The sequence below is a fragment of the Streptococcus suis genome, from assembly GCF_002960625.1.
In the GTDB taxonomy this organism is placed as follows: Bacteria; Bacillota; Bacilli; order Lactobacillales; family Streptococcaceae; genus Streptococcus; species Streptococcus suis_T.
Window position 1 is genome coordinate 1 of the sequence record NZ_POJH01000036.1, and the last position, 665, is coordinate 665.

The window sequence follows — 665 nt, forward strand, 5'->3', positions numbered from 1 at the left end:
ACAACTACAGAAGTAGCTGCGACAGTTGAACGTTCAGCAACCATTAACTACATCGTGAACTATGTGCTAGAAGATGGCACCCTTGTAAACGCAGTAGTGAAATCAGCTACAGTTACTACAACAGACACAACTGCTAAAACAACAGTTGAAGTAGTAGTAGCATTGCCAGAAGGATATGAGTTAGCTACAGGTCAAGCATCTACAGTATCGCAAGAAGTGACTGAAGGTGGCGAAAACCTTGTAACAGTTAAGCTTGTGAAGAAAGCAGCTACAACTAAAGCAACAACCACGCCTACTTCATCTACAGCTACAGCAACGAAAACAGCAACTGAAACAGCAGCACCGGTTGCAACAACTCCTGCAACAGTAGAAGAAGGGAAAGTTGTCCTTGAGCAAAATATCTCAGAAGCTGTTGTTTTGTCAGACGAAGCAGACCGACTTTATACTGCTGCACCAGAAGGCAATGAGTCTTTAAAAACAGCTGCAGATGCAACGAAATTGGCTGCGACAGAAGCTGTTACTGTCTTGAAAGACTCAGTAGCAACTCTTGAAAATGTTAATGAACAAATCAATGCAGTTCGTACAAATGTGGAAGCCTTGGCTTTGGAATTGCGTAAATTCTTGGGAACTGAAGATATCCAAGTCTTGCTTGCAGCGACTTCTAC

Annotated in this window: 1 protein-coding gene; it reads left to right on the plus strand. The window is 42.7% G+C overall.

The window, feature by feature from the left end; all coding sequences use genetic code 11:
- Positions 1-665, plus strand: a 665-nt coding sequence (locus tag C1G49_RS11110) for a hypothetical protein (protein ID WP_161942108.1), incomplete at both ends; no start/stop codon positions are given.